Source organism: Daejeonella sp. (assembly GCF_046590655.1).
Lineage (GTDB): Bacteria > Bacteroidota > Bacteroidia > Sphingobacteriales > Sphingobacteriaceae > Daejeonella.
The window spans coordinates 42,154-61,453 of sequence record NZ_JBKJUM010000100.1 but is presented as its reverse complement, the minus strand read 5'-3'; the positions used below and the strand labels follow the sequence as shown (position 1 = coordinate 61,453).

18 protein-coding genes are annotated in these 19,300 nt (G+C 41.0%); 12 read left to right on the top strand and 6 right to left on the bottom strand.

Annotated features, from left to right (window positions below):
* The coding region (locus tag ACLL8Z_RS09780; protein WP_411274596.1) for an aldehyde dehydrogenase family protein at positions 1-327 on the bottom strand (327 nt) is incomplete at its 3' end.
* 231 nt (positions 328-558) lie between these two features.
* Between ACLL8Z_RS09780 and ACLL8Z_RS09775 the strand changes: the two genes are divergently transcribed.
* The 7 genes from ACLL8Z_RS09775 to ACLL8Z_RS09745 all read left to right on the top strand — a co-directional run bounded on the left by ACLL8Z_RS09775 (position 559) and on the right by ACLL8Z_RS09745 (position 7,736).
* Entirely contained in the window at positions 559-1,962 is a 1,404-nt protein-coding gene (locus ACLL8Z_RS09775) for a tetratricopeptide repeat protein (protein ID WP_411274595.1), read from the top strand.
* A 131-nt stretch (positions 1,963-2,093) separates the two neighbouring features.
* Positions 2,094-2,855 (top strand): phosphosulfolactate synthase, encoded by a 762-nt coding sequence (locus ACLL8Z_RS09770; protein WP_411274594.1) that lies wholly within the window; start codon positions 2,094-2,096, stop codon positions 2,853-2,855.
* Positions 2,856-2,900: 45 nt separating this feature from the next.
* On the top strand, positions 2,901-3,680 hold the full coding sequence (locus tag ACLL8Z_RS09765) for a shikimate dehydrogenase family protein (RefSeq protein ID WP_411274593.1): 780 nt from the start codon (positions 2,901-2,903) through the stop codon (positions 3,678-3,680).
* A gap of 1 nt (position 3,681) precedes the next feature.
* Positions 3,682-4,266 carry a gliding motility lipoprotein GldD gene (gene gldD / locus ACLL8Z_RS09760; RefSeq protein WP_411274592.1) on the top strand — a complete coding sequence of 195 codons (585 nt, stop codon included), beginning with the start codon at positions 3,682-3,684 and terminating at the stop codon, positions 4,264-4,266.
* Complete coding sequence (locus ACLL8Z_RS09755) at positions 4,266-5,567, top strand: M20/M25/M40 family metallo-hydrolase (protein WP_411274591.1); 1,302 nt, start codon at positions 4,266-4,268, stop codon at positions 5,565-5,567. Before gldD ends, ACLL8Z_RS09755 begins: the two co-directional genes overlap by 1 nt.
* A 128-nt stretch (positions 5,568-5,695) precedes the next feature.
* Positions 5,696-6,334, top strand: a complete 639-nt coding sequence (locus ACLL8Z_RS09750) for an MBL fold metallo-hydrolase (protein WP_411274590.1) — start codon at positions 5,696-5,698, stop codon at positions 6,332-6,334.
* 172 nt (positions 6,335-6,506) lie between these two features.
* Positions 6,507-7,736: an FtsX-like permease family protein gene (locus ACLL8Z_RS09745; RefSeq protein ID WP_411274589.1), complete on the top strand. Its 1,230-nt coding sequence runs from the start codon at positions 6,507-6,509 to the stop codon at positions 7,734-7,736.
* Between the two features lie 59 nt (positions 7,737-7,795).
* On the opposite strand, the gene rfaD is transcribed toward ACLL8Z_RS09745, so the two are convergent.
* From rfaD to mqnB, 3 genes are read right to left on the bottom strand one after another with little or no spacing between them, the layout of a single operon-like run.
* Positions 7,796-8,761 (bottom strand): ADP-glyceromanno-heptose 6-epimerase, encoded by a 966-nt coding sequence (gene rfaD, locus ACLL8Z_RS09740; RefSeq protein WP_411274588.1) that lies wholly within the window; start codon positions 8,759-8,761, stop codon positions 7,796-7,798.
* Between the two features lie 9 nt (positions 8,762-8,770).
* The gene (locus tag ACLL8Z_RS09735; protein WP_411274587.1) at positions 8,771-9,622 is read right to left on the bottom strand and encodes a menaquinone biosynthesis family protein; all 852 of its coding nucleotides are present in this window, start codon (positions 9,620-9,622) and stop codon (positions 8,771-8,773) included.
* Positions 9,619-10,257, bottom strand: a complete 639-nt coding sequence (gene mqnB, locus ACLL8Z_RS09730; protein WP_411274586.1) for a futalosine hydrolase — start codon at positions 10,255-10,257, stop codon at positions 9,619-9,621. The genes ACLL8Z_RS09735 and mqnB overlap by 4 nt, the downstream gene beginning before the upstream one ends.
* A gap of 176 nt (positions 10,258-10,433) precedes the next feature.
* On the opposite strand from mqnB, the gene ACLL8Z_RS09725 reads away from it, so the two are divergent.
* From ACLL8Z_RS09725 to ACLL8Z_RS09710, 4 genes are all read left to right on the top strand, one after another.
* The gene (locus ACLL8Z_RS09725) at positions 10,434-10,844 is read left to right on the top strand and encodes a 6-pyruvoyl trahydropterin synthase family protein (RefSeq protein WP_411274585.1); all 411 of its coding nucleotides are present in this window, start codon (positions 10,434-10,436) and stop codon (positions 10,842-10,844) included.
* An 11-nt stretch (positions 10,845-10,855) separates the two neighbouring features.
* The gene (gene folE, locus ACLL8Z_RS09720; protein ID WP_411274584.1) at positions 10,856-11,488 is read left to right on the top strand and encodes a GTP cyclohydrolase I FolE; all 633 of its coding nucleotides are present in this window, start codon (positions 10,856-10,858) and stop codon (positions 11,486-11,488) included.
* 17 nt (positions 11,489-11,505) lie between these two features.
* A complete protein-coding gene (gene fabD, locus ACLL8Z_RS09715; protein WP_411274583.1) occupies positions 11,506-12,390 on the top strand; it encodes an ACP S-malonyltransferase in 885 nt (294 codons plus the stop codon).
* A gap of 75 nt (positions 12,391-12,465) precedes the next feature.
* Positions 12,466-16,203, top strand: a complete 3,738-nt coding sequence (locus ACLL8Z_RS09710) for an ATP-binding protein (protein WP_411274582.1) — start codon at positions 12,466-12,468, stop codon at positions 16,201-16,203.
* 37 nt (positions 16,204-16,240) lie between these two features.
* Here ACLL8Z_RS09710 and glf read toward each other — a convergent pair whose 3' ends face one another.
* Together glf and ACLL8Z_RS09700 are read right to left on the bottom strand one after the other, a co-directional pair.
* Entirely contained in the window at positions 16,241-17,386 is a 1,146-nt protein-coding gene (glf, locus tag ACLL8Z_RS09705; RefSeq protein ID WP_411274581.1) for a UDP-galactopyranose mutase, read from the bottom strand.
* A complete protein-coding gene (locus ACLL8Z_RS09700) occupies positions 17,379-18,530 on the bottom strand; it encodes a glycosyltransferase (protein ID WP_411274580.1) in 1,152 nt (383 codons plus the stop codon). Before ACLL8Z_RS09700 ends, glf begins: the two co-directional genes overlap by 8 nt.
* 503 nt (positions 18,531-19,033) lie before the next feature.
* On the opposite strand from ACLL8Z_RS09700, the gene ACLL8Z_RS09695 reads away from it, so the two are divergent.
* Positions 19,034-19,213, top strand: coding sequence for a DUF3606 domain-containing protein (locus ACLL8Z_RS09695; RefSeq protein ID WP_411274579.1), 180 nt, complete (start codon positions 19,034-19,036; stop codon positions 19,211-19,213).
* The last annotated feature ends 87 nt before the right edge of the window (positions 19,214-19,300 follow it).

Here is a 19,300-nt window from a genome sequence, read left to right as displayed (position 1 = left end):
GCTTTTCCCCATTTCGTAGCTAACAAGTTTCCCCAAATCCTCTTTTTTCTCGCGCAGCGCATCGCCAAATTGACGAATAACGTCTCCGCGCTTGGGGGATGGCCATATCCGCCAGGTTTTGAATGCATTTTCAGCTGTTTCTATCACACTGTTATATTCTACAAGACCGGCAAATTTCACAGAAGCGATTTCCTTACCGTCTACTGGCGAGAATATTGCTTCAGCTTTAGCCAGAGTACTGCTATTCCATTGCTTTCCGGTGCTGCTGGATTCATTAATTTCCTGTATCCCAAGGTTCTGAAGAAGCTTCTTAATGTCGAATTGCATAAAATTTCGTATTTTTGTCAAAGTTAAGCATTTCTATTAAGGCAGATAAACTGCTGTAGGTTTTCATATTTTTTCAGTCTTAGTAATTTATTTTCAGATGATTAGAGCTAAGGGTGTCAGGATGTGGAAAAATAAAAGCCCAAGAATTAGCGATTAGCTTTAAATTGTTAGAAATAAATCCGGTACAATTTTAACGTATTGACCGGTGAACGTTCTTAATCGTATTTTAGGATGGAAGAAGATTTTGAGTTTGATTTTTCCGAAGATCCCAGATTTTCGGTAGAAAGATATGAAGAGATGATCCGTAACCAGGATCAGTATTTTTTTGATGCACAGGCATTTGAAAGCATAATTGAGTATTATATTGAGAAGAATGATCCCATAAAAGCATTACAGGTTACAGAGTATGCTATTAGCCAGCACCCTTTTGCGGCGGTTTTCTCTATAAAACAAGCCCAGCTTTATGTGGCTACCAACCAGTTCGATCTTGCCTTCGAATCACTGAGAAAGGCTGAAACATTGGAGCCTTCCGAAGCTGACATTTACACGATCAGAGGTAATATTTTTGAAGGGTTGGAACGGCATGAGGAAGCCCTTGAAAATTACGAGAAAGCACTAGGTCTCGCTGAAGCTACTGACGAGATCTTACTGCATATTGCCTATGTATACCAAAGTATCGGCGACTATGAGAGCTCGGTGAATTATCTAAAGCAGTGTTTACAGCAGAACATGGAGAATCAGGATGCGCTATACGAACTTGCATTTTGTTATGATGTGCTGGACAAGCAGGAAGAGAGCATCAAGTTCTATGAGCAGTATATCGATAATGAACCTTACTCATATGCTGCCTGGTATAATCTGGGTAACGCATTCAATAAAATGGATCTATATGAAAAGTCCATTGATGCGTATGATTATGCAATTCTTATCAAAGATAACTTTGCCTCAGCTTACTTTAACAAGGGGAATGCACTGGTACATCTCGATCGCTACAGCGAAGCCATAGATGTTTATAAGCAGACATTTGAGTATGAGCCGCCAAGCGGAGACACATACTGCGCTATCGGGGAATGCTATGAAAAGCTGGAGCGGATGGATGAAGCACGCTCGTATTATAAGAAATCGGTTAAACTTGATCCTGCTCAGTCGGATGCCTGGTTTGGCATAGGGGTAACGCTTGATTTTGAAGAACGCTATTTCGAATCGCTATACTTTTATAAAAAAGCGCTGGATTTAGACGATAAGAATGCCGATTACTGGTTTGCTATTGCAGATGCACAATATAAACTTAAACAGCTTGACGAATCCGAAAAAGCTTATGAGAAAGTGCTGGAGCTAAATCCTGTTGACATCGAAGCCTGGCTTGATTATTCGTCCATACTTTTTGAACAGGATAAGCTTTCATCTGCAATTGAAGTTATTTCGGAAGGCATAAAGAATAATCCGGATGCAGCCGAACTTTATTACCGAATGGTGGCTTACCTTTTTGCCTCAAGTGAATACAGCGAGGCTCTGATCTACCTAGAGACGGCACTTAATACTGACCCCGAGAAGCATCACATATTGTTCGAATACCTGCCACAGCTTCACGAGAACAAGGTTATTGTTGATATAATAAACCGTTACACACGATAAAACACAATAAAATATTCAAGCTTTAGGTTTTGATTTTTTTTTGGAGATTTGCACTTGAAAAATGAGCCGCACTACTTTAGGATTTAATTAGAATGCAGGTTCAAACTAGAATCCAAAACCAATCAAAATAAATGAATTATACATTAAAGAACATTCCTGAGCGTACCGAAAAGCCCCGTGTTAACGGGCTTACGATGGTTATGGATAAGGGGTTAAGTGTGCGTGAAGCCGAAGATTTTCTTGAAGTTGCTGGCCCCCACTCAGATATAATAAAATTAGGATGGTCTACATCCTACGTAACACCTAATCTGGAAAAAAAATTAAAAGTATATAAAGACGCGGGTATTCCAGTGTACTTCGGAGGCACTTTGTTTGAGGCATTCATAATAAGAAACCAATTCGATGATTACCGCCGCATACTTGATAAATATGGGATGGAACTTGCTGAAGTGTCTGACGGATCTATTGAGATTGCTCACGAAGAGAAGTGTGAGTATATCAGGACATTGAGCGAACAAGTGACAGTTATCTCGGAAGTTGGTTCGAAAGATGCCGCTAAAATTCTGGCCCCATATAAGTGGATAAATCTGATGCGTGCTGAAATTGAGGCCGGCGCATGGAAGGTGATAGCCGAAGCCAGAGAGGCAGGTAACGTTGGTATTTTTAGGGATTCAGGAGAGGTTCGACAGGGCCTGATTGATGAGATACTTACTCAAATACCAGCTGAAACTATAATATGGGAAGCACCGCAAAAGGCACAGCAGGTTTGGTTTATAAAGCTGATTGGCTCCAATGTAAACCTTGGAAACATTGCCCCTGCCGAAGTTATTCCTGTCGAAACTTTAAGATTAGGTCTGAGAAGTGATACATTCGATCATTTTCTCAATCTATAAGTGAAATTGCTTCTGAAACGATAATCTTAGGAAAAAAACTGTGCAATGAAGAAATACGGACTGATAGGGTATCCTCTTTCGCATTCATTTTCGAAGAAATACTTTTCAGATAAATTTGCGAAGGAAGGCCATGAAGATCGTGAATATGAACTATACCCGCTACAAAATTTAAGCGACCTTCCAGAGCTTATTAACAATACCCATGGTTTGTGCGGCCTGAACGTGACTGTGCCACACAAGATCGGCGTAATGTTTTACCTCGATAAGATTGATCCGGCTGCCCGCGAGATTGACGCTGTAAATTGTATAAAAATTGTTAACCATCAACCAGTCGAAGCATTTTTTAGTGGTGAGCTATCTTCCATGAAAGTCCGTTTGGAAGGCTATAATACCGACGCTTTCGCTTTTGAAGAATCTCTGAAACCATTGCTTAAGAAGCAACATCAAAAGGCACTAATTTTGGGGAACGGTGGCGCGGCCAGAGCCGTAGCCTATGTGCTGAACAAACTAAACATTTCTTACCGCCTGGTTTCGCGCAGTGCTATTGGAAAACAGCTATCATACAAACAGTTGACGACAGATGTGATGAAAGAGCGCTTGCTAATAATCAACACAACTCCCCTGGGAACCGCTCCAACTATTGAAGAGTGTCCGGTGATACCTTATGAGATGTTAACGTCCGGGCATCTGTTGTACGATCTTGTGTACAATCCGGCTGAAACCGAGTTTCTAAAGCGCGGTAGAGAAAAAGGGGCAAGTATCAAAAACGGGCTTGAAATGCTCCATCTCCAGGCTGAGAAGTCATGGGAGATATGGAATAGCTGAAATGATGAAAAAGCAAGGAATATTCTACCTCTTTTCATTGAGCATATTTTTTGCAGGGTGTACGCAGGATTATTCCCCCAAACCCAGGGGCTATTTCAACATAAAATTTCCTGAAAAAAAATACCAGAACTACAGCAGTATTTGCCCCTACACTTTTGATTATCCTGTTTATGCAAAAGTATTGCCCGACATGCAAAGGGACGCTAAGCCCTGTTGGCTGGACATTGCTTATCCGGAATTCAACGGTAGAATTCATCTAAGTTATCAGGCTGTAAGCTCCCGGCAGCAATTCAACCGGTTGGTGGAAGATGCACGGACATTTGCTTTTAAACATACCGTGAAAGCAACAGCTATCGATGAAGGGGTTATTTCATATCCTGAAAGTAACGTTTACGGGGTGTATTATTCAATTGACGGTAATACAGCTTCGTCTGTACAATTTTTTCTAACTGATAGCACAAAAAACTATCTTAGAGGTGCTTTATATTTTAATGAACAACCTCGTTTAGACTCAATCCAGCCCGTTCTCGACTTTGTTAAAAAGGATATTGATGTTATGATAAAATCTTTTAAATGGAAAAACTAATGAAAAATCTGTTCCTGGTACTATTTGTCTTTATCAGCAGTTCGGCATTAGCCCAGCTAAACAGCGAAGAAAAGAAGATTATCGAATACATTAATGCTCATTTAAAAGAATCTGAGCAGTTACTTATAGAATCTGTAAATATTAACAGCGGAACTCTGAATGTTGAAGGAGTTAAAAAGGTAGGCGCAGTTTATAGGAAGGAGCTTGACAAGATTGGGTTTGCGACTGAATGGATTATATTGCCTGATTCATTAAAACGTGCAGGGCATCTCGTCGCAACTGTAAAGGGGCCGCAGGGCAAGAAACTATTCCTTATTGGTCACCTCGACACGGTATTTGAACTCGACATGGCTTTCGCGCCCTATACAAAGCTGAATGACTCAACTGCCACCGGACAGGGTGTTAATGATATGAAAGGCGGCAACGTGGTAATGATTGGCGCTTTGAAGGCCCTTGGAGCGCTTGGCCTACTTAAGAACACACATATAATAGCTTATTTCACTGGTGATGAGGAAAGCTCAGGTGTTCCGCATCAGGTTGCGAGGCAGGATTTTATTGACCGTGCAAAGACAACCGATATTGCATTAGGCTTTGAGGGTGCTGCAGGTTTAAATACCGTTGCTGTAGCACGGAGGGGCATTGGGGGCTGGAAGCTGAATGTCGAAGCTAAAACCGGGCACTCGGCGGGTGTTTTTAGTGAAGGCGCCGGATATGGCGCAATCTATGAAGCGGCACGTGTTATTAACGAATTCCGTACTCAGCTAGCCAACGAGAAATACCTGACATTTAATGCTGGTTTAATGAGCGGTGGTTCTGAGATAAAGATTGACCCCTCAGCGGCGAAAGTAGAGGCGATTGGCAAAACAAACATTATTTCGCCGGCAGCATATGTAGCAGGCGACCTTCGTTTTATCTCAGAGGCTCAACGGGATAAGGCTAGAGAAAAGATGCGCACGATTGTCAGCCAAAGCCTCAACGGAACCAAATCCAGTATTTCATTTTCTGATGGCCTGCCCGCTATGGAACCCACAGAAGGTAACTACCGGCTTGTGAATTTCCTGGATGGCGTTAGCAGGGATATGGGCATTGGCGCGACGAAAGCAGGCGATCCTGGCTCCCGAGGTGCGGGAGATATTTCTGACATTGCCAAGTATGTGGACTCACTAGATGGAATGGGAGCATCAGGAGGCGGCGCTCATAAACCGGGAGAAACAATAAATCTGAAAGAGTTTCCTTACCTGATCCAACGTGCTGCTATTATGATCTACCGACTTACACGTGAAAACGCCGTAGTGAAATAGGAATCTGGCACTATCCATCCAACCAACCTGCCTACCGGCCGGCAGGCAACCAACATCCAATCTGCCTACCTGCCGGCGGGCGACCAACTAATTTAACAAAACAGCAGGATTTTGGTATTTTTGAACTTATGATTAACATTCAAACCTTTGTCTGCAATCCATACCAGGAAAATACGTATCTGTTATATGACGAAACGCTGGAATGTGCCATCATTGATCCCGGAATGTATGACGGCGACGAGCAAAATGAAGTTTTGAAGTTCATAGCTGAAAAAAAGTTAAAACCAGTACTGCTTCTTAACACACATTGCCATATTGATCATGTGTTAGGCAATAAATTTATTTACGATACTTATGGTCTACTTCCACAGTTTCACGAGGGCGAACAGGCGGTTTTAAATGCAGTGGTTTCGTATGCCCCGCAAATGGGAATCCGATATGAAGTTTCTCCTATCCCTGAAAAGTATTTACCTGAAGCCGGCACAGTAAAGTTTGGTAATAGCACACTTGATCTGATATTTAGCCCCGGCCACTCGCCCGCGCATCTCTGCTTTCACAACAAAGAGTTTAAATTTCTAATAGGCGGGGACGTTTTGTTCTATCAAAGTATAGGGCGCACGGATCTGCCAGGAGGTAACCACAATCAGCTGATCACTAATATTCGCGAAAAGATTTTTACTTTGGCGGATGATTGCAGGGTTTTTTCAGGACATGGCCAATCTACTACGATTGGCTATGAAAAACAGTTTAATCCCTTTTTAACCTGATTTGTTTATCCCGGTTCGTCATTATCCAATGAAGAAACTCTTACACTAATTGAGTCAATCGTTACCAGTTGCCAGTTACCAGGCCAAACGTTTAGGCCATGTTGACTGGCAAGCCGATGGCTATGGGCTGATAGCGGGCAACTGGTAACTGAATAGTATCTTAGCTTCCTCTATGAACACCTCTTACTACATAGCTAAGCGATACCTTTTTTCTAAAAAATCGGTTAACGCAATAAACTTCATTTCTGGCATTTCTATTCTGGGTGTTTTTGTAGGAAGTGCAGCGCTGATTATCATTCTTTCTGTGTTTAATGGTTTTGAAAATATTGTGCTGTCGATGTATAACACCTTTAGCCCTGAACTTAGGATTGAGGCAGCGGAAGGCAAGGCATTTGAACCTATGGACTCACGATTCCTCAAATTGAAGAATGATGACCGCATTGCAAACTATACCGAAGTTTTGCAGGAAAAAGCACTTATAAGATATGGTAAAAGCCAGTCCATTGCTCTGGTAAAGGGAGTAAGCGGCGATTATACCAAAGGAAAAGTCAGTATTGATTCTGCCATTTCCAGCGGCAGTTTTACATTGAGAGATCAGGGCGAAGGTTTCGCGGTAATCGGATCTGCTATTCAAAACTATCTGTCGGTGAATCTGAATGATGAGTTTAGGAATCTTGATATTTATTCGCCCCGCAAAGGTGCAGCGAGTTCTTTAAACCCCGCCGACGAGTTTAATATCATGTCTATCCATCCCGCCGGTGTGTTTTCTGTTCAGCAGGAATTTGATAATATGATGCTCGTACCTATTGACTTTGCCCGTCGTTTATTGGGAGAGGAAAGTAAGGTCTCTTTGATAGAAATAAATACAAAAGAAGATATTTATGTAGAAGATTTTCAAAAAGAAATCTCCGAAAATCTTGGTAAAAACTTTGTCGTAAAAAACCGGAGCCAGCAAAACCAGCTGCTGTACAAGATTCTGAATTCAGAAAAGTGGGCTATATTTCTGATCCTGACCTTCGTACTTATTATAGCTATTTTTAATATCATAGGCTCCTTAACAATGCTGGTTATCGATAAAACCAAAGACATTGCTATACTTAGCAGTCTTGGAGCAAACAACAGTCTCATCCGCGGGATTTTTTTTATCGAGGGTATGATGATCTCAATGGTTGGCTGCCTTTTTGGAATGATTGCCGGTTTATTATTCTGCCTGTTCCAGCAATATTTTGGTTTTATCAAAATGTCAGGTGCCAGCTTCCTTGTCGAGTCTTATCCGGTGGTCTTAAAAGGGACGGACTTTATACTTGTTTTAGGAACTGTGTTGACAGTATCACTCGTTGCTTCGGCGATTTCTTCAAGGCTAAGTGTTAAGAATACGGGGAGTTTGAGGGAGGAGTTGTGATTGATCCAAGCCCGCCCGCGGGGCACACTGTGCGCTTAAAACAAGACACACTTTACAATTTAATAATAAGCGCCCTTAACCAGGTAATTCCTAACGTAATCATCAACCCCCTCCTCCAAAGTGTGAAAATGTTTGGAGTACCCTATTAATTTCAATTTATCCATGGTTGCCTCTGTGAAATACTGATATTTTTGGCGAATATCTTCCGGGGTTGGAACAAACGAAATATTAACCGGTTCCCCAAGGGCTTTAAATGTGTTTGTGGCGAGATCATGGAAAGTCCGCGCTGTTCCTGATCCAAGATTGTATATACCCGAATCCTTACGGTGATGCATAAAGAAATATAAAACATCTACAACGTCCTTTACATATACGAAATCGCGCATTTGCTCACCATCTTTAAAATCAGAATTGTGGGATTTAAAAAGGTTCATTTGCCCTGTTTTCCTGATCTGATTAAAGGTGTGGAAAATAACAGAGGCCATACGTCCCTTATGATATTCATTCGGTCCGTAGACATTGAAAAATTTTAAGCCCGCCCAGAAATATGGTTTCCTTTCCCGGTTGATTGCCCATTTGTCGAAATCATTCTTGGAATCCCCGTAAGGATTTAAAGGTGTCAGTTCAGGAATTTTAGATTCATCGTCATCATAACCATGTTCACCCAGACCATAGGTTGCTGCAGAGGAAGCATATACCAGCGGAAGGCCAAACTCCACACAAATATTCCAAATATCTTTAGTGTATTCCAGGTTCAAACGGTTGAAAATATTTACATCCGATTCCGTTGTATCTGTACGCGCACCAATATGGAAGACAAATTGTACAAGAAGCTGATTTTCCTTAAGCCAGGCGGGGAAAATATCTCTATCTATCTGTTTCGAAAAGCGTTTTTCTTCAAAGTTTCTGTTTTTGTCCACGTCAAGGAAATTGTCTACCAAAACAAGGTCATAATATCCCTCATCATTTAGTTTTTGAATCAGGCAACTTCCTATAAATCCTGCTGCACCCGTAATAATGATCATTGTGATGTATTATAAAAATAAGTTCTGATTTGTTTTAGGGATAATGCCCTTTTTCAATGCCTCTTCAAAAAAGATGTTCACAGCTCTACGGCCTTCATCTCCCAGATCGACAGAATATTTATTAACGTATAGTTCGATGTGTTTATACATTACCTCTGTACTCATTTCCTGTGCGTGTGAACGTATAAAATTGAGACCCGACAACGGATTTTTAATCGCGAACTGTACACTGCGTTTTATGATGCGGTTAACTTTTTGTTTGATCTCCTCAGGAAGCTTACGCCTGATCATAATGCCGCCGAGCGGAATTGGAGAAGCAGTTAACTTTTCCCAATATTCTCCCAAATCAACAACTTTTAAAAGGCCTTTATCTTCATAGGTAAAACGGTTCTCATGGATTATTACCCCTAGATCGATGCGGTTGTTCAGCAGAGCAGGTTCAATGTCTGAGAATTTTAATTCAATCTTATTCCCTGCCTCAGGAAATGCAAGGCTCAGGAGGAAATTTGCTGTAGTATATTTGCCAGGGATTCCTAATCTAAGGCCTTTTATACGAGAGGCAAGGCTCTCAATGCCTTCCTGAAGATATTCAGGGTTATTACAAATCAACAGCGGGCCAACACCGAAGCCAAGCGCGCTTCCTGAGTCAAGCAACACGTAATTATCAGTAAGATATGCGTATGCATGATAACTCAGCTTTGTTATGTCTAGCTCAGCACTAAAGGCTTTTTGATTCAGCGTTTCCACATCTTCATAAGTCACTTCAAAGCTTAAACCTTCGGTATCTATTTTCTGATGGATCATGGCATCGAAAATAAAAGTGTCGTTTGGACAGGGTGAGAATCCAAGGGTCAGTTTCATCCTTTAAGCAGATTAATCATGACATCGTTGAGCTTATTTACTGCAAGCCCAATATCCCATTTTTCGCGATTGCGCCGCTCCACGAAATTCGAAATTGCACGAATCTGTATGCAATGAACACCCGATTGATTACAGGCGTAAAAAAACGCAGCACCCTCCATACTTTCTATCTGAGGATTAAACCGAGCAATAGCCCTGGCGATAGACAGTTCATGACCGTGTACTTTATTTACAGTGATGGCGCACACTTCTTTTAGTTCTGGTAGCGCAAAATCAGGTTTCGGATTGTGTGTGTGCGTTGCGGATCCCAAATTAAGATTATCGGGCGAGAGGAATTCTTCACCATCTTCCGCACCCAGCTCGGCGAATGTGTCCTCTTTAACTAAACATACATCTCCAAGACTCAGATCGAAATTGAAAGTTCCTGCAATTCCGAGATTTATTGCAAGATCATACTGATTTTCTGCCAGATGCCTTCCCAAAGAAAATGCAGTAGGTACCATACCTGCACCCGTGATAAGAACCTTCACGAGATGTTTGCCAATAAGTTTTCCTTCCGAATTTGTATTCAATTGGAGTGCCGACAGTAAAGGTTGCACTTCGGGAAGGGTAGCAGCTACGAACAATAGTTTCATTAAGCGAAGTTAAGTAAATGGATGTTTCATACAATGCATCTCCGACCAACATCCTGTGAATTCTACAATCCTATAAATCTTAATTCAGACAATCGATTCTCAATCCACTTATCCTTGACTAGCTCCTCCCAGCATCTTAATCAAATTAAGTATATTTGAATTTTAAAATATTCAACATGATTTATATTACCCGGCGGGAGAGATTTAACGCGGCCCACAAGTTATTCCGTGAAGACTGGAGTGATGAGAAAAATTTAGAAATCTTCGGAAAATGTTCCAATCCAAACTGGCATGGGCATAATTATGAACTGTATGTTACCGTTAAAGGTGAAATTAATCCTGAAACTGGTTTTGTTGTGGACCTTAAAGAACTAAAGGCTATTATAACGACCTATGTTACAAATGAACTGGACCACAAGAATATTAACCTTGATGTAAGTTTCATGAAAGGAAAGTTGGCGTCGACAGAAATACTGGCGGTTACGATATTCGAGAGACTGAAACCATATATCGAAGAACAGGGAGCCCAGCTGCATAGCGTAAGGTTGTTTGAGACCGAAAATAATTCTGTAGAATACTTTGGATAATAGTATAGCACATGGATCAAAATCAAGATTTCAACTCAGATCAGATTGAAGGATACGTAAAGATCGACCGGTATGATCAGTCCAGGATCGACCGCATCGCAGCCCATTATGAAGCTATTTTAGCTGATCTGGGAGAAGATCCATCCCGTGAAGGATTATTAAAGACACCTGAACGAGTTGCAAAAGCGCTACAGTTTTTAACTCATGGTTATGATTCGAAGCCGGAAGAGATACTTCGTTCGGCGATGTTTAGAGAAGATTATAGCCAGATGGTAGTGGTCAAAGATATTGAAGTGTTTTCCATGTGTGAACACCATATGCTTCCTTTTTTCGGTAAGGCGCACATCGCCTACATACCAAACGGACATATTGTTGGCCTAAGCAAACTGCCGCGGGTTGTTGATTCGTTTGCTCGTCGTTTACAAGTTCAGGAACGCCTGACTAATGAGATCAGGGATTGTATCCAGAATACACTGAAGCCTGCAGGTGTTGCAGTTGTCATCGAATGTAAACACCTTTGTATGTCCATGCGTGGTGTACAGAAGCAAAATTCCGTTACTACAACATCTGCTTTCACAGGTGAGTTTGCTAAGGAAACCACCCGCAGTGAGTTCCTTAAGCTAATTGCATCTAATTTAAGCTAATCAATAATTAATAACAGATGAAATCATATTTGTTTCCGGGACAGGGTGCTCAATTTGTCGGAATGGGGAAAGATCTATACGATCACTCAGAAAAAGCAAGGAATTTGTTTGAAAAGGCTAATGAAATTTTGGGATTTCGTATCACAGATATAATGTTCAGTGGAACGGATGAGGATCTTAAACAAACGAGGGTTACACAGCCGGCCATTTTTCTTCATTCCGTAATTCTTGCTCAGGAGCTGGCGAACGATTTTCAACCTGATATGGTTGCAGGTCATTCTCTTGGCGAGTTCTCCGCTCTTGTGTCTGCAGATGCAATAAGTTTTGAGGACGGCTTGCGTCTAGTAAGCGCACGGGCGAACGCGATGCAAAAAGCATGTGAAATAAGGCCTTCCACAATGGCGGCGATATTGGGCCTGGACGATTTTACAGTCGAGGACATTTGCCAGCGTATAAGTGAAATTGTAGTTCCTGCAAATTACAACTGCCCTGGTCAGCTTGTGATTTCAGGAACAATCGAAGGAATTGACAAGGCATGTGAATTGTTGATTGCAGCGGGTGCAAAACGAGCCTTGAAATTAAATGTAGGCGGTGCGTTTCATTCGCCGTTAATGGAGTCGGCCCGTGTAGAGCTTCAGGCTGCTATTGAGGCAACCGAAATAAAGGAACCTATTTGTCCGATCTATCAAAATATTGACGCCAAACCTTATAAAGATGTTGCGAGTATAAAACACAACCTAACAGCACAATTAACGGGGGCAGTACGCTGGACACAGATTGTCGAAAAGATGCTTGAGCATGGCGCTACATCCTTTACAGAAGTCGGACCAGGGAATGTATTGCAGGGGCTCGTAAAAAAAGTTAACCGAACGGTTGAAACCAGCAGTGCTTCCTTGAATTAGACCTGGATTTTTTAGTTTAAGGCACAGTAATTGTGCCTTTTTTGGCTGTTATGATATCAAATTAATTTACTTTCTTTGAGCGGAAATTTTAAAATCAGGTTACTCTTGTTGATGTTGGCCATTGGCTTCGCATTCACTGCATTAACTATAGATTTCACGATAAACCGCCTTGAAGTTCTCCAACTCGACGCAAAAAAGATCGAACGTCGTCTGCACAGAAAAGAACTATTCATTAAAGATTTCATAAATGATAAAGCAATTCTTGATTCGCTCAGGAATATTTCCACCAACGAATCATGGGCTCAATATGTAATTACAGATTTAAATGATAAGAAGAATATTTATGTTCAAACCTTTGAAAGCGGTCGCTTAAAGTTTTGGAGCGGTATAAAAATTGTTCTTGAATCCGATACCGCCCTAAAAGACGGAAGTACCTTTATTCCCTGGGATAATGGATATTATGAGGCAATTAAAAAATCCTCTGGCAAATTCTCTGTTGTATGTTTTATACCGGTAATGAACCGTTATCCCTATCAAAACAACTATCTCCAAAATGATTTTCATGAGGAGCTTATTTCTTCAAATAACCTGGATATAGCGGTTCAAAGTGACCCCAACGTTATCAATATCCGGAATATCGAAGGGAAATACCTTTTTTCAGTTAAGTTCAGGCCGGACGTTAAAACTACATTCTACACATCTTTCGAATTATGGATGTGGTTGATAGCAATGCTATTTTCGTTTGTTTTCTTAACACATTGGGCTGTATCTATTGCCAACAATGGCCATGTTCGAACAGCGATTCTATTAGTCATCGGATGTACAATCGCATTTCGACTTTTGGACCTGGAATTTAGATGGTTTGCCAATAACTTCGATATAGAATTATTCAATCCGCGGCATTACGCTTCTAATTATTTTTTCCCATCCATCGGCGAATTCCTTTTTAATGTATTAGCGATTACCTGGATACTGGCATTTATACATTCTTACCGGTTCCAGATCCTGGATATAGCGACGCCTTTTAACAAAATAATAAACTGTATTATATTTCTGATTATTGGTCTTTTTATATGTTGGACGGCCCTTATGACAAATGCGCTATTCTACGGCCTGGTTACTAATTCCAATATTGGTTTCGATGTTACCAATATCTTGAATTCAAACTGGCTTAGTTGGCTAAGCATTGTTATTTTCTGCTTTGCAATTTTGAATCTGTACCTCATTATTGATTCAGCGCTTGCTATCTCAAATTCCCTTCTGTTAAATAATAAAGAGCGGATTTTGTTGTTTATGTTCAGCTTATTCCTGGTGTTTCTATACCGTGTATTCTTTTCAGATTTTAACATCTTCTTCATACTTTTTGCTCTGATCCTTCTGGTATCAGGCTGGTCTTTCTATAGATATTATCAAAAGTTTAATCTGGGCACTTTTATATTTTGTCTGCTGATATTTGCAGTTATAGGATCGATAAAGCTTTCTCGTTTTCAATTTTTGAAAGAAAGGGAAAGCCGAAAGTTGCTGGCTGCCAGATTAGAATCTGCCGGGGATGCAAACGCTGTATTGGAATTTTTCAATGTAGAAAAACAGATTCTTAATGATAAGTTTGTAATAGACTATTTCAAGAATCCGCTGGCCAGCCATGATGCATTGAATAATCGCCTGGTTAAATTATATATGGCAGGTTATTTATCCAGGTATGAATTTGAGGCATATGAATATGATGAAAGGGGTATATTTTATAAAGGTGACGGAGGTATTGCCTTAAGCAGCTTTAAAAATCTCGTTCTCAAAGGCTCTGTTAAAGTATCTGATTATTTTTACCGCAAGAATAACACTTTCGGCTTCCAGCACTATTTTGCCTTATTACCTGTCAGGGACAGTACCAATGTGCTTGGAACACTCGTGGTGCAGCTAACTTCCAATCGAATTGATCAAATGGGGGCATTTCCTGAGCTACTGGTTAATGGCAGGATCCAGGAAGATGTGCAGCTCAAAGACTATTCTTATGCATATTACAATGATGGCCTCCTTTTAAACCAGCATGGCAGATATGTATACAACTTGCGAAATACCCATTTCAGGGCCATCAACAAAGACTTTGTTTTCGTTAATAATACAGAAGATGGCAGGAAGTATAATCATTTGGTATATCAGCCTAACCCACGAAAGGTCATTGTTATAAGTAAAGAGGTAAATAATCTGGTTAACCAGCTCGCATCGGCATCATTCATTTTTTTAGTTTTATTGATTTTTGCAATTCTGGTCTATGTCCTCCACTGGCTCTGGTACAGCGTCCAGAATTATGACATCCGCTTTCGGAATTTTCGCTGGAATTATCTCATTTCGACGAACCGTGTTCTCTATAAAACCCGGATTCAGGTCTCTATGGTGGCTGCTGTAGTTATCACACTGTTAATTACAGGCATTATCACCTATTACAATATAAGCCAGCAATATCGGGAACAGCAAGACGAAACAGTTCTTGACAAGATCGGCAAGATTTCTTCCGGGTTTAATAAGCAGCTCATCAATAATGATATTTTGGCAGAAAATGAACAGGCAAATTTAGCCTTCAATACCTATGCAGACGTTAATGGGGCAGATTTAAACCTTTTTGATCTTCAGGGCAAGCTTATCCATTCAACCCAGCCTAAGATCTATGAAAATGGGTTGATTGCAAGAAGGATGAACTCTTTGTCTTATTTATATCTAAATCGCTTACAAAAATCAGAGTATATCAATACGGAGCGCATCGGCGACCTTTCCTTCCTTGCTGCATATGTCCCTTTGAAAAATAGTAAAAATGAGCCTATAGCCTATCTTGGCCTGCCTTACTTCGCAAATGAAAAAGATTACGAAGATCGGATCGGTTTGTTCCTTAACGCACTCATAAATATTTACGCATTGGTATTTGTTGCCATTGGCTTCTTTGCTGTGTTCGTTGCAAATCGGATCACCAGCCCGCTGACTATGGTTCAGAAAAGCTTAAGCGAAACCAAGATTGGCAGGAAGAACGAACCAATTCTATGGAAACGAAATGATGAGATAGGTAGCCTAATAAAGGAATACAATACCATGATTGCTGCACTTGAGGAGAGTGCGTCAAAGCTTGCAAGATCTGAGCGCGAAACGGCCTGGAGGGAAATGGCAAAGCAGGTTGCCCACGAAATAAAAAACCCATTAACTCCCCTAAAGCTTGGGGTTCAGCTCCTTGATAAATCCTGGAAAGAAAAAGATCCTAAGTTTGATGCAAAGTTCGAAAAATTCAGCAGATCCTTTATCGAGCAAATTGATAGTCTTTCGCATATAGCGTCCGAGTTTTCAAACTTTGCCAAGATGCCTGAGATTATTCTCCAAAACGTTGAGCTCAAAGGAGTAATTCTTCAATCTATCGACCTTCACCAGCAGGCAGAACATACTACTATAACTTTTGAAGATAAGTGTGAACGTGAAGTTTTTGTTAAAGCCGGCAAAGACCAGCTGCTGAGATGCTTCAATAATATTATCAAGAATGCAGTTGAGGCTCGTAACCAGGATATTCCAAGCCGTATTGAGATAGTTATGTATTGCAAGGAAGTCAATGTACTTGTTGAGATTCACGACAATGGATCCGGCATTCCGGAGGCCCTGGGACAAAGTATTTTTACCCCCAATTTCACGACCAAGAGTTCGGGTACAGGGCTTGGTCTTGCCTTTGTTAAACAGTCTATCGAAAACATTGACGGCGTGGTAAGTTTCAATACCATTCCTGGTCAGGGAACGACCTTCTTTATCCGGATTCCAATGGTAAGTCCTACAGTTTCATCTTAACCCTAAGGTTCTCAATCCACAAAAATCCGGGAAGGTTTTAATTTAGCCGTTTTAATGCAATTCCCTGGTGGCCATTGGAATGGGACAGCTGATCTTCCAGCGCAATCTTTTTCGCAGTCGTCAATGCTTGTGCCACCACCTGATCCATATTATAATACTTATAGCTGGCAAGCCGCCCTACGAAATAGGTGTTCTTAATACCTGAGGCCAGAGCACTATACTTTTCATAAAGCTCTGTATTTGAAGGTTTTGGAATAGGATAATAAGGATCTCCCTCAGCTTTGGGAAACTCATATACCAGGGATGTTTTGGAATGCTGCTGACCGGTAACATATTTAAATTCTGTGATTCGTGTGAATGCATAATCATTAGGATAGTTTATTGTTCCGGTTTGCTGGAACACTTCCTTATCGTGCGTTTCGAACTTAAATTCGAGAGATCGGTAGGGTAATTTACCATATCTGTAATCAAAGTATTCATCAATTGGGCCTGTAAATACCAGCTTTTTATAAGAAATTTCATTCATGATCTCTTTGTAGTCCGTATTTAACATGATTTTAATATTCGGGTTATTCAGCATTCGCTCAAACATTTTTGTATAACCATGAAGCGGCATAGCCTGATACGTGTCAGTAAAATATCGATCATCCTTATTCGTCCGGGTAGGTACTCGGGCAGCAACGGAAGCATTCAGAGCGGATGGGTCCATACCCCACTGCTTTATGGTATAGCCCTTAAAAAACTTCTCATAAAGTTCACGGCCGATTTTGTTTACTACTACGTCTTCGGATGTCCGAATCTCCTTAACGGGCTCGGCTTTCGAAGCAAAAAAATCATCGAGCGCTGAACTGTTAAGGTTAAGACCATACATTTTATTCACAGTATTGAGGTTAACCGGCAGCTGGAAATACTGCCCGTCAACACTGGCAAGTACCCTGTGCTGATAATTACGCCAGTCTGTGAATTGCGATAAATAGCTAAAAACGTCCGCACTGTTCGTGTGAAATATATGCGGCCCATATTTATGTACCAAAATACCAGCTTCATCATAATGATCATAGGCATTTCCACCAATATGGTTACGTTTGTCAATTAGTAAAACTTTTTTGCCAGCCTGGCTGGCCAGCCTTTCGGCAATAACACTTCCGGCGAAACCCGCCCCAACAACAAGAAAATCAAACATAAGCAGATTCTGAAAAGGATTTTAATTTTTGATCCCAATAATTGTTTATTAGGCTAAGCATACTTAAAGTTGTTTTGTCCCAGGAGATTGTTGACAAAAAGCAGTCGACGTCCAGTAGCCAGACACTCTTATTATACTCGTCACGGCTTAGTTCCATATCCGCTGCTTCAATAAACTCCTCAACAGTAGAGCAAATCGAAACAAGCTTTTCCGTGCCATAAGGGTCCACTACATCCCGTATAGGTGTGGAAATCACGGGCACCCCAGCGGCCAGGTACTCAGGTGTTTTTGTCGGGCTGATAAAGCGAGTCGATTCGTTAAGCAGGAATGGGATAAGCGCAATGTCCCAGCCACTCAGGTAGGCTGGTAGCTCATCATAAGTCTTGGATCCGAGATAATGGATGTTTGACGCCTGAGGTAAGATGGACGGATCAATTTTAACCACAGGACCAATCAGTATGATCTGCCATGAAGAACGTCTTTCCGCCATTTCACGAATCAATTCGATATCAAACCGCTCATCAATAACTCCGAAAAAGCCGATTTTGATACCTTCGATTAATTCCTGATCTTGCGGCATTTCAGCAATGTTTCTCGCAGCCCCAAAATGCGCTTTATCAATGCTGCTTGGAAACGGAAATGCTAAGGAGTGAAATTTCCTTTTTTCTTCGAAGAGAGATTGCCCGCCGGTAAAAACCAGATCGGCTTTTGTAAATAATTCTGCTTCCAGTTCTTTAAGTATCGGGGGTGCAAATTTGAATGCGGAGAGTTCATCCATACAATCGTATACAACCATACCCGGGGAGAAACTGCGTGAGAACTCCAGTGCCATCGGGGTGTAATACCAAAACAAAAGCTCTTCATTATGTTTTCTTCCGACAAAGTCTGAGAGCAGCAATTCAAGCTGAACGTTCTCCTCCGCTTTCGAAAGGCCAGAGCTTAACTGCGGTTTGATTATAGTCAATGAATCTGAGATATCGTGATGATGGTAATTAGGTTCTCCTTCATTATCAAAAACAGGTTCCTCAATGTATGTGACTTTCATATCCCCGGAAATTCGTGTCATGAGGTGCTGTGGACGCTGATACACAAAATCCCAACGCAAGTGGGAAAAACAAATGAGATGTTGGGGTTTAGTTTTCATAGTTCTGTCAGCCTGAAATGTCGGTGCATTCACGTGAAGCTTCACTAATGATACTTAAGTACAGGGTTTTTTGTTTGACCTGTTCGGAAATCAGGTATTTGCTCACTTTGGGAGCGTATTTTTCCGGGTGGTGGATGATATCTCCATCTATGACTGCAGGTGCAATAAGGTTTCGGTAACAAGTATTGCTTGTTCTGCAATATTAATGGGGCACCGGCATCAAATGAGAAACCTTTTCTACGAGCACATCAATATTAAGACAGTTCTGTTTTTTTCCATATCGCCCTTTCTTTTAGCTTGATTCACAGAATAAAGTTACACTGCTTTAAGCCAAATGTCAAGAGTAATAGCACCTGTTTTTCAGGTGATAATACATGTAATTATACCTGGGTGTACCGTATTAATTCTGCTTATATGCCAATGTAAATATCACAAGTTGTCAAACAATACCAATTATTCCTATGTTCTAATTTAACCTGCCTGGAAGGCAGGCAACCAAAAATATGGCAGACAATAAAAATGTTCAGGATGGCCGCGATAGGGCTCAGATTGACGGAAATTCGGAATATGAATTAGATTACGTGGCACAAAAGCTTAATGTAAGCCGCGAGAAAGTTAAGGAAGCTATTGCTTCAGTTGGAAATAACCGGGAACAGATTGAGGCCTTTTTAAAAAAATCCTGATTTATTTTCAGGATTTCCGAGAGCTCAAAAATAATATATCAACGAGATTGTATTTAACGCAAACAATCTAGTTTAAATACTCCTTTT

What these genes read in the sequence shown, in the direction of transcription:
- ACLL8Z_RS09775 (WP_411274595.1), top strand. Translation starts at nt 559, where the DNA reads ATGGAAGAAGATTTTGAGTTTGATTTTTCCGAAGATCCCAGATTTTCG.
- ACLL8Z_RS09770 (WP_411274594.1), top strand. Translation starts at nt 2,094, where the DNA reads ATGAATTATACATTAAAGAACATTCCTGAGCGTACCGAAAAGCCCCGT.
- ACLL8Z_RS09765 (WP_411274593.1), top strand. Translation starts at nt 2,901, where the DNA reads ATGAAGAAATACGGACTGATAGGGTATCCTCTTTCGCATTCATTTTCG.
- gldD (WP_411274592.1), top strand. Translation starts at nt 3,682, where the DNA reads ATGATGAAAAAGCAAGGAATATTCTACCTCTTTTCATTGAGCATATTT.
- ACLL8Z_RS09755 (WP_411274591.1), top strand. Translation starts at nt 4,266, where the DNA reads ATGAAAAATCTGTTCCTGGTACTATTTGTCTTTATCAGCAGTTCGGCA.
- ACLL8Z_RS09750 (WP_411274590.1), top strand. Translation starts at nt 5,696, where the DNA reads ATGATTAACATTCAAACCTTTGTCTGCAATCCATACCAGGAAAATACG.
- ACLL8Z_RS09745 (WP_411274589.1), top strand. Translation starts at nt 6,507, where the DNA reads ATGAACACCTCTTACTACATAGCTAAGCGATACCTTTTTTCTAAAAAA.
- rfaD (WP_411274588.1), bottom strand. Translation starts at nt 8,761, where the DNA reads ATGATCATTATTACGGGTGCAGCAGGATTTATAGGAAGTTGCCTGATT.
- ACLL8Z_RS09735 (WP_411274587.1), bottom strand. Translation starts at nt 9,622, where the DNA reads ATGAAACTGACCCTTGGATTCTCACCCTGTCCAAACGACACTTTTATT.
- mqnB (WP_411274586.1), bottom strand. Translation starts at nt 10,257, where the DNA reads ATGAAACTATTGTTCGTAGCTGCTACCCTTCCCGAAGTGCAACCTTTA.
- ACLL8Z_RS09725 (WP_411274585.1), top strand. Translation starts at nt 10,434, where the DNA reads ATGATTTATATTACCCGGCGGGAGAGATTTAACGCGGCCCACAAGTTA.
- folE (WP_411274584.1), top strand. Translation starts at nt 10,856, where the DNA reads ATGGATCAAAATCAAGATTTCAACTCAGATCAGATTGAAGGATACGTA.
- fabD (WP_411274583.1), top strand. Translation starts at nt 11,506, where the DNA reads ATGAAATCATATTTGTTTCCGGGACAGGGTGCTCAATTTGTCGGAATG.
- glf (WP_411274581.1), bottom strand. Translation starts at nt 17,386, where the DNA reads ATGTTTGATTTTCTTGTTGTTGGGGCGGGTTTCGCCGGAAGTGTTATT.
- ACLL8Z_RS09700 (WP_411274580.1), bottom strand. Translation starts at nt 18,530, where the DNA reads ATGAAAACTAAACCCCAACATCTCATTTGTTTTTCCCACTTGCGTTGG.
- ACLL8Z_RS09695 (WP_411274579.1), top strand. Translation starts at nt 19,034, where the DNA reads ATGGCAGACAATAAAAATGTTCAGGATGGCCGCGATAGGGCTCAGATT.